Annotated in this window: 4 protein-coding genes and 3 pseudogenes (1 of these 7 only partly in view); 2 read left to right on the plus strand and 5 right to left on the minus strand. The window is 39.6% G+C overall.

Annotation, left to right across the window (positions count from 1 at the left end; all coding sequences use genetic code 11):
- Positions 1–5 precede the first annotated feature (5 nt).
- From IPP77_15910 to IPP77_15920, 3 genes and pseudogenes are all read right to left on the minus strand, one after another.
- Complete coding sequence (locus IPP77_15910; GenBank protein MBL0311086.1) at positions 6–596, minus strand: hypothetical protein; 591 nt, start codon at positions 594–596, stop codon at positions 6–8.
- Positions 597–1,072: 476 nt separating this feature from the next.
- A pseudogene (locus IPP77_15915) lies at positions 1,073–2,712 on the minus strand (trehalose synthase).
- Between the two features lie 153 nt (positions 2,713–2,865).
- Positions 2,866–4,795, minus strand: a pseudogene (locus IPP77_15920) (alpha-1,4-glucan--maltose-1-phosphate maltosyltransferase).
- Positions 4,796–4,869: 74 nt separating this feature from the next.
- Here IPP77_15920 and IPP77_15925 point away from each other — a divergent pair.
- Together IPP77_15925 and msrB are read left to right on the plus strand one after the other, a co-directional pair.
- A pseudogene (locus tag IPP77_15925) lies at positions 4,870–5,727 on the plus strand (alpha/beta hydrolase).
- Positions 5,724–6,110: a peptide-methionine (R)-S-oxide reductase MsrB gene (gene msrB / locus IPP77_15930; GenBank protein ID MBL0311087.1), complete on the plus strand. Its 387-nt coding sequence runs from the start codon at positions 5,724–5,726 to the stop codon at positions 6,108–6,110. The pseudogene IPP77_15925 and the gene msrB overlap by 4 nt, the downstream one beginning before the upstream one ends.
- Positions 6,111–6,272: 162 nt before the next feature.
- On the opposite strand, the gene IPP77_15935 is transcribed toward msrB, so the two are convergent.
- Complete coding sequence (locus IPP77_15935; GenBank protein ID MBL0311088.1) at positions 6,273–6,935, minus strand: fibrobacter succinogenes major paralogous domain-containing protein; 663 nt, start codon at positions 6,933–6,935, stop codon at positions 6,273–6,275.
- A 208-nt stretch (positions 6,936–7,143) separates the two neighbouring features.
- Positions 7,144–7,500, minus strand: partial view of a fibrobacter succinogenes major paralogous domain-containing protein gene (locus IPP77_15940; GenBank protein MBL0311089.1) — the 3' portion only. The gene runs 141 nt beyond the window's last position; the window shows 357 of its 498 coding nt (coding positions 142–498); its start codon lies beyond the right edge, outside the window; its stop codon occupies positions 7,144–7,146.

The raw sequence follows: 7,500 nt of genomic DNA on the forward strand, positions 1-7,500 counted from the left end.
TTTTGCTAATCCAATTTTAGCGCCTGCATCGATAACTCCATAAATTGCTCCGGTGCGAATATCTCGTCATTATCATTGACCATGACGGTGTTGAGTTGCGCATTGTTGATGCCAAAACTGGTAATTAGCTTCCCTTCATTACCAAAAGTAATATCCAATTTACCGTCTTGATCTAATTTTGCTAATGCAAATTCATATCCTTGATATGTTGTTGAATTTGTGCTGCCTCCAATTAAAATTTTTCCGTCATTCAAAATTTGACAATAAGTAGGGAAATCTGTGGTTAAGATAGTCGGATTTGCTATTGTCCCAAAGTTTATTACCGTTCGTCCATCAAGTCCAAATGTTGTATCCAAACTTCCTGTGGCATCTAGTCTAACTATCCCAAAATCGCTCTGACCAGAGGAATAAAACTCTCCTATTAAAATTAACTTTCCATCGCTTTGAACTTCAAATCCATAAAGATATCCTGTTCCGTCAATCAGCGTAATTCCGTTATCACCAAATTCTGAGTCTAAAGTTCCATCATTATTGTATTGTGCAACTAAAAATCGATCATAAGACGAAATGGTTTGTCTAGAAGTAGAAACCACCATGATTTTATCATCATTGACGATTCTGACGTATGATCTATCTGATGGTATGACATCTTTATCTAAAATTACGATACCATCAGTCCGAAATTTTAGTCGAGACTTCCATCTTGATTAAATCTTGTTATACCAACTTGATGTCCAGAGTTGCTAGTGGTGTGACCACACACAGTATTTTACCATCCGTTTGAATTTGCATTGAGGTTGGTTGGGAATATCCAGATGGGAATATGACACGTCCAATACCGTTATTTCCAAAGTTGGATCAGGAACCAGTGTTTGCGAAAATGTTGTTAGACTTGCTAATAAAACTAGAAATTGTAATTTCATAATACTTTGTTTTTGTAATCCGAGCCCTAGCCCCGATGGTAATGGCATCCTTTGGCGGCGGTGTTCGCCGGCAAAGATATAATGGACAGCGGGAACCAGCTCCTAAAAATCATCGTAACTCGTAATTCCTAATTCGTAATTCGTAATTCTTAATTCCCTTCAAACTCCATAATACTCGCGATGCCTGTCAGCGGAATCACCGCCCATCGTGGACGAGAATTGAGTTCATAGCCCAACTCATACACCGCTTTTTCTAACAAACAATATTTCAACAAGAAATCAATTTCCTTGCGGTAGCCGATGTTGAGATTACCTGATTGCGCGACTTCGGTATAGGTTTTGCAAAAACACACCAACGAAATATTTGAACAGGATTTCACCTGCTTGAAACAGTTCTTTTTGCTCGTATGGATACTTGTCTTTGTTGTTAAAAATCGTCGCATAAATCGAATAGTGAAACGATCGAAACATGCCAGCCACATCTTTGAGCGGCGGTTGTTTTACTTTTCGATCGCGAATGGTGCTTTCGGGTTCGCCTTCAAAATCGAGGATATAAAAATCGTCTCCATTGACGAGCACTTGCCCTAGATGGTAATCACCATGTATTCGGATGCGTTCGGATTTCATTTTCGTCCAATCGAAATCGAGGAACAACTTTCTAATTTCTTTTTTTGTTATCTAGAAACTGATTGGCGAGTTCAAGCGCTAGTCCATCGAGGTTTATGTAAATTATTTTCAAGGATATTCAACCTGTTTTGAAACTGGTAAGTCAGGCGATTTTTCAGCCAAACGGTATAGTCGCCGTTATATGTTGTAGGTGTGAAAGCGGTATCATGAATGTCGCCGCCCAAAGCAATGTGCATTTCTGCTGTGCGTGTCGCCAAAGTGTGAATGCGAATGAAAATACTCAAGCCCGCCCAATCGATGATTTCATGTGGAATTTCGTTTATTTTTAGACGCTTGAATAAATCGATATCTGGAAGCTTATTGATTTTTATTTTTTAGTTTTGAGATTCTCGAATACCACGATCTGTTTCCTCTAACATAAATTGCCAAGCATCTCCCTTGGTTGGGCACCAATTCCTGCATCATTCCGAGCGTAATATTTCCTTCAGATAAGGCTACATTGATACTTCCAGTATAGGCGGGTGAACTGGGAAAATCCTTCGCTCTGTTAGGAAACGACGATTTCGTAATCTGGATTTGTGCTGGTGTAAATACGTCTAAAAAATTTTTAGAACTAGCGTATTGTTGTAGATGATGGAAGTATTACTTTGTTCGACTCCCATAAACTTAGAGCTTTTGTACTCGGTTTCTTCTAGCTTTTCACCTCTGTGGAATTTAACTTTGGTATCGCTTTTGTCTCCAGACGATACAATTTTATCGAATAGTAATTTTCTAAAATCTTCTTGATGTAGTGCATCAACTAAAAACCATCTTGTCCGTTCATTATTACGGGCGCAATAATGGTATTCGTATCTAACTCCTCTTCTGCCATAAAAGACAATGGCATGAAGTAATTTTGAAAGAAAGCTTCTTTAAAATTGACTTCTAAAAGAACCCCATAATAGGTATTTTTTTTAGAAGACATTTTAAAAAACTCCACGACTTCGATATACTTTAATGTACTCGCTTTTCCACCATACCAACGCTTGTTGATTATGTAGTTTTCTAAAATATCCGAAGTAAAAACTTTTACAAACTCTTCATCTTCAAAGGCATGCTTCCAATCGGTTTTGAATACGAATGGATTTTGAAATTCATCTTCGTTAATTTTAGTGTCTTTCATTGCTTCAATTTTTTTAATTCTCTTTTACCACATAGATTCATAGATTCTATTAGGAGTAAAAGAGCGTTGCTTTATCATAGTGAACATAGCCTATGTCAAAAATCTATTTTCTATTTTTTTCCAACTTTTCTATGTTCCTATGTGGTGAAAAAATCACCGTTGAATTTTAAATAAATGAAATGGCAAAGCGGGTGATAAATCTACGAAATTCCACTCTTTATCCCAGTAATACGTATTTCCCGTGATTAAGTCTTGTACTTTTATCGGCTCATTCCCCATTTGTTCCATTGGAATTCTCACCATCGCTTGCTGGTTATTGAAGGCATCCAAACTGACAACCATCAAGGTTTCGTTGGTCAAATCATCGTCGTACTTATAATACGCCATGACTTGCTCGTTATTCGTGCTACAAAACACAATATTATTGGTTTGTTGCAAGGAAGCTTGCTCGTTGCGAAGCGCATTAATTCTCGTAATCAGTGTCGTTAATTTGTTTTGAATCGTCCAATTCCAGTGATAGTATTCGTATTTTTCTGAATTGAGATATTCCTCTTTGCCGGGCGCCATCGGTTCACAAACGCGGTATTCGAAAACCGGTCCGTAGATTCCGACACTTGAACTTAACGTTGCTGCCAAAAAGTACTTTTGCAGATGCACCGATTCGTTTCCGTTTTGTAAAGCAAACGGATTGATATCTGGCGTATTCGGCCAGAAGTTCGGTCGGTAAAATTCTTTTTGTTCTGTTTGTGTGAGTTCGGTTACATATTCGGTTAACTCTGCTTTAGAATTTCTCCAAGTGAAATACGTATAAGATTGACTAAATCCTTGTTTCGCCAACTCATTCATAATTTTAGGACGTGTGAAAGCTTCCGCTAAAAACAACACATCGGGATGCTTTTTCTTGATTTCGGCAATCAACCAACCCCAAAAAAAAGGGTTTGGTATGTGGATTATCCACGCGATATACTTTGATGTCACATTCTTCAATCCAGAATAAAGCGACGTCTAATAATTCTTTCCAAAGGTTTTTCCAATCCGTCGATTCAAAATAAATAGGTTGAATATCTTGGTATTTCTTCGGAGGATTCTCAGCGTATTGTACTGTTCCGTCTGGTCTCCATTTGAACCATTGTGGAAAATCTTTTACATAGGGATGATCGGGAGCAGCTTGTAAGGCATAGTCCATAGCGACTTCAATTCCCAATGATTTTGCTTTTTTGACTAATGATTTAAAATCTTCTATCGATCCTAATTCAGGATGCGTAGCTTTATGTCCACCATATTGTGATCCAATACCCCAAGGTGAACCCACATCTCCTGGTTCTGCGTTTGTCGCATTGTTTTTTCCTTTGCGATTGACTTCTCCGATGGGATGAATTGGAGGAAAATATAAAGTATCGAAACCCATCTCAGCGACACGTGGCAATAATTTTTCACAGTCTTTAAATGTCCCATGTTTACCTTTTACAGGAGAAGCAGAACGCGGAAAAAACTCATACCAAGTGCTGAACAGCGCTTTCTAGCGATCGACATATATTTGTAATTCCGCCGATTTGTTTTCGATGTAAAGGATTGGATATTTTGAAGATGGCAGTTAATCCTTGCGACATCGCCATTTCAATTGCTTGTCATATTCTTTTTCATCGACAAAATAGGCCGCTGCTTTTTTAAGAAATTCTTTTTCGTCTTTATCTGCTAATTTTTGAACTGCTTTGACGTATTCAGCACCTTCCAAAAGTTCAGATTTTACGTATTGATTGTCTTGAATTTTGCGTTCGGTTCCGTGTTGCCAATTTAAAGCGTAATCAACCCAACCTTCTACAAAATAGCTATAATTTCCTTGTTTTTCTACTTTGAATTCCGCGGTCCACGCATCGTTTTCTGTAGGTCGCATCCGAACGTCTTGCCATTTTTTATCTTTTTCATGTTTGTATTTTACTTGACATTCGATAACGTCATGACCATCTGAAAAAACGTCCGCGGTAACGGTTACTTTTTGTCCAACAATTCTTTTGATTGCGAACGCGCCACCATCTAATTGCGGCAATACATTTTCAATTACAATTCGGGTTTGATGTTGCATTTTATAATTTATTTATGACTTCTAAATTTAATAAAAAATAGAGAAAACAATACCTTGCATTAAAATTTATTGAAATGACAAAGAAAACCAAAAAACCCAACCAAAGTTTGAAAATTCCTAAGATTATCCTCGTGGTTGGTCAATTTTTGTCGTTTATTTCAACAAAATTGACAGTGCTATTTGCCGCAAGATTGTTTACTTCTCCGATTAAACACAAGATTCCAAAACGCGAATTAGAGATGGATCGGAATAGTCGACAAGAAACATTGACTATTCCATCAATTCAGAAGTCAATTGTTGCCTATCATTCTGGCTCCAGTTTGAAAAAAATCCTATTAGTTCATGGCTGGTCTGGAAGAGGAACGCAACTCGTGAAGTTCGCCGAAGCCTTCCAAAAATTGGGCTATCAAATTGTTAGTTTCGACGCGCCCGCGCACGGAAAATCACAAGGAAACACGACCTTACTGCCTGAGTTTATTGCGTCCATTATCGAAATAGAAAAACATTTCGGTCCGTTTGGAAGCGGCAGTAGGGCATTCTTTAGGCGGCATGGCATTACTGAATGCGGTCAAAGATGGACTCCAAATCAAACGATTAACCATCATCGGAAGTGGCGATATTGTAAAGGACATATGGACGACTTTGTCAAAAAGCTCGAACTTCATCCGAAAATCAGCGACATGTTGCGCATTCACTTTGAAAAAATCCAATCGAACGATGGATAGCTATTCCTCGTTTCACGCGGCAGCCGAAATTACAATTCCAGTTTTGGTCATTCATGATGAAAATGATGAAGTGCCTGTCAGCTGTGCGCATCACATTCATCAAAATCTAAAAAATGGCGAATTGATGATTACACAAAACTTAGGCATCGCAAGATTTTAGGAGATGCGGCCGTTATTCAAAAAACAATTCAATTTACTACCTCATGAAATACCCAATAACAAAAACAGAAGAAGAATGGAAAGCGCAATTGGGTCTCGAGCGCTACAAAATCCTGCGTCAAAAAGGAACAGAATTTCCCCACACTGGAAAATACAACCTGCATTTCGAAGCAGGAACCTATTGTTGTGGCGCGTGTGGTGAGGCGTTGTTCAAAAGTGATTCGAAATTCAATTCGCATTGCGGCTGGCCATCGTTCGACGAATCGATTCCTGGAAAAGTAGAATATATTAAAGACACGACGCATGGCATGTTACGAGTAGAAATTTTGTGTGCGAATTGTGGCAGCCACCTTGGACATGTTTTCGATGACGGACCGACGGAAACTGGACAAAGATACTGTGTCAATTCGTTATCGGTCGATTTTAAGTAGTGGGGCGTGCCGGCTCAAGAACATTTCACTAATTCATGAACCTTTTTACGAGCCGTCGGGCTATTCGCTACAATCTTTTGCGGCGAACACCGCCACAAAGGAAAACCGCTGCTATCCCTCACGCAGGCAGTCACTAATCCTTAATGCAGCGCACTGATAAACCTACATTTTAACATATTGGACTCTTCTAGCAATGCTACCGAACCACACTGTTTGGACATCCCAGGCGCCCGTTGAAATTCCTTCCGTGGAACTCCACCAATTACCCAGGGTACTTAAATTTTCAAATCCCGCAGTAGAAAGAGCGTTGCGATCACCTCCTGGCAAACCTGTAAAGCCACTGGAGTTTATGGCGCCGGTATTCGGAGAAAGCCAAAGGGTTGTCCCAATTGATTTTATCTTGCCTCCAGCAACAGCTTCTCCACCCAAAAAGGTGGTCAAAGTTGTCCACTCTGCATCAGTAGGCACATGGCTACCAGTTGGCGCTAAACCTCGAGGGTCATTAATCGCAAACCAATTGTATAATTTGCCATAAATCGGTCCATTGGTTGGGTCGTTGTTGTAATAACACCAAGCACCTGTAGTCAAACTCGCCCACTGCGTTGGATCCGTCACTTGCGGAATCGGGTCGCCATTTCTATAACGGCTAACATTTAGGTTCTTAGTCATCCAAATTTGCGTTCCGATTTGCACTTCTCCATTTTGTGTTGGCACCGTTGGTCGGGCAGCTATTTGCTTTTGTGTTTTGGTTTCTTCGTTGGAACAAGAAGTTATCCCGATTGCTAAAACTAAGATTGCGGCTATGGTGAAGTAATATCTTTTCATGATGATGACTTTCAAAGTTTTCTAAAAGTAGTAAATTTATTTGTGCCTATAACTTTCCTATTCTTAATCTTTGCGCCTTAGCGCCCTTGCGAGCAAAAAACATAAAAAACAGCCGTCGGGTTAGATGTTAAAGTCCTCGACGCTACTTTACACGTCGTGGCTGTGGGCTAACGCTTCCATCCCTTACGCACATCAAAAACAATAGAAATTAATCCTTGACACAACGAACATAATGACCTTCGTTATAACCTGCACCAGACATTCCAGATCCATCAAAAGGGTCTAGCCAGTAACATAAACCCACTGGCCCCGGAGAAGAACTACTACTTGTCAACCAATTAGCATAATAACTTTGAAGCCCTTCAAAATCTGGCCAAGGAGATTCTGGATTTGGCATAGTTGGATCACGATATCCTGCTGTAAGTGCTGTAAAACCACTAGAATTGTTTCCAATTGACGGATAATTCCAAAGCGATTGAACCACACCCTCTTGTCCTCCTAAAAAGTTTTGTAGTGTCAACCATTCTTCAGCAGTCGCGACGTGCCATCCTTGTGGTGCCAATCC

The sequence above is a fragment of the Bacteroidota bacterium genome, assembly GCA_016722375.1.
Lineage (GTDB): Bacteria > Bacteroidota > Bacteroidia > Chitinophagales > LD1 > Bog-950.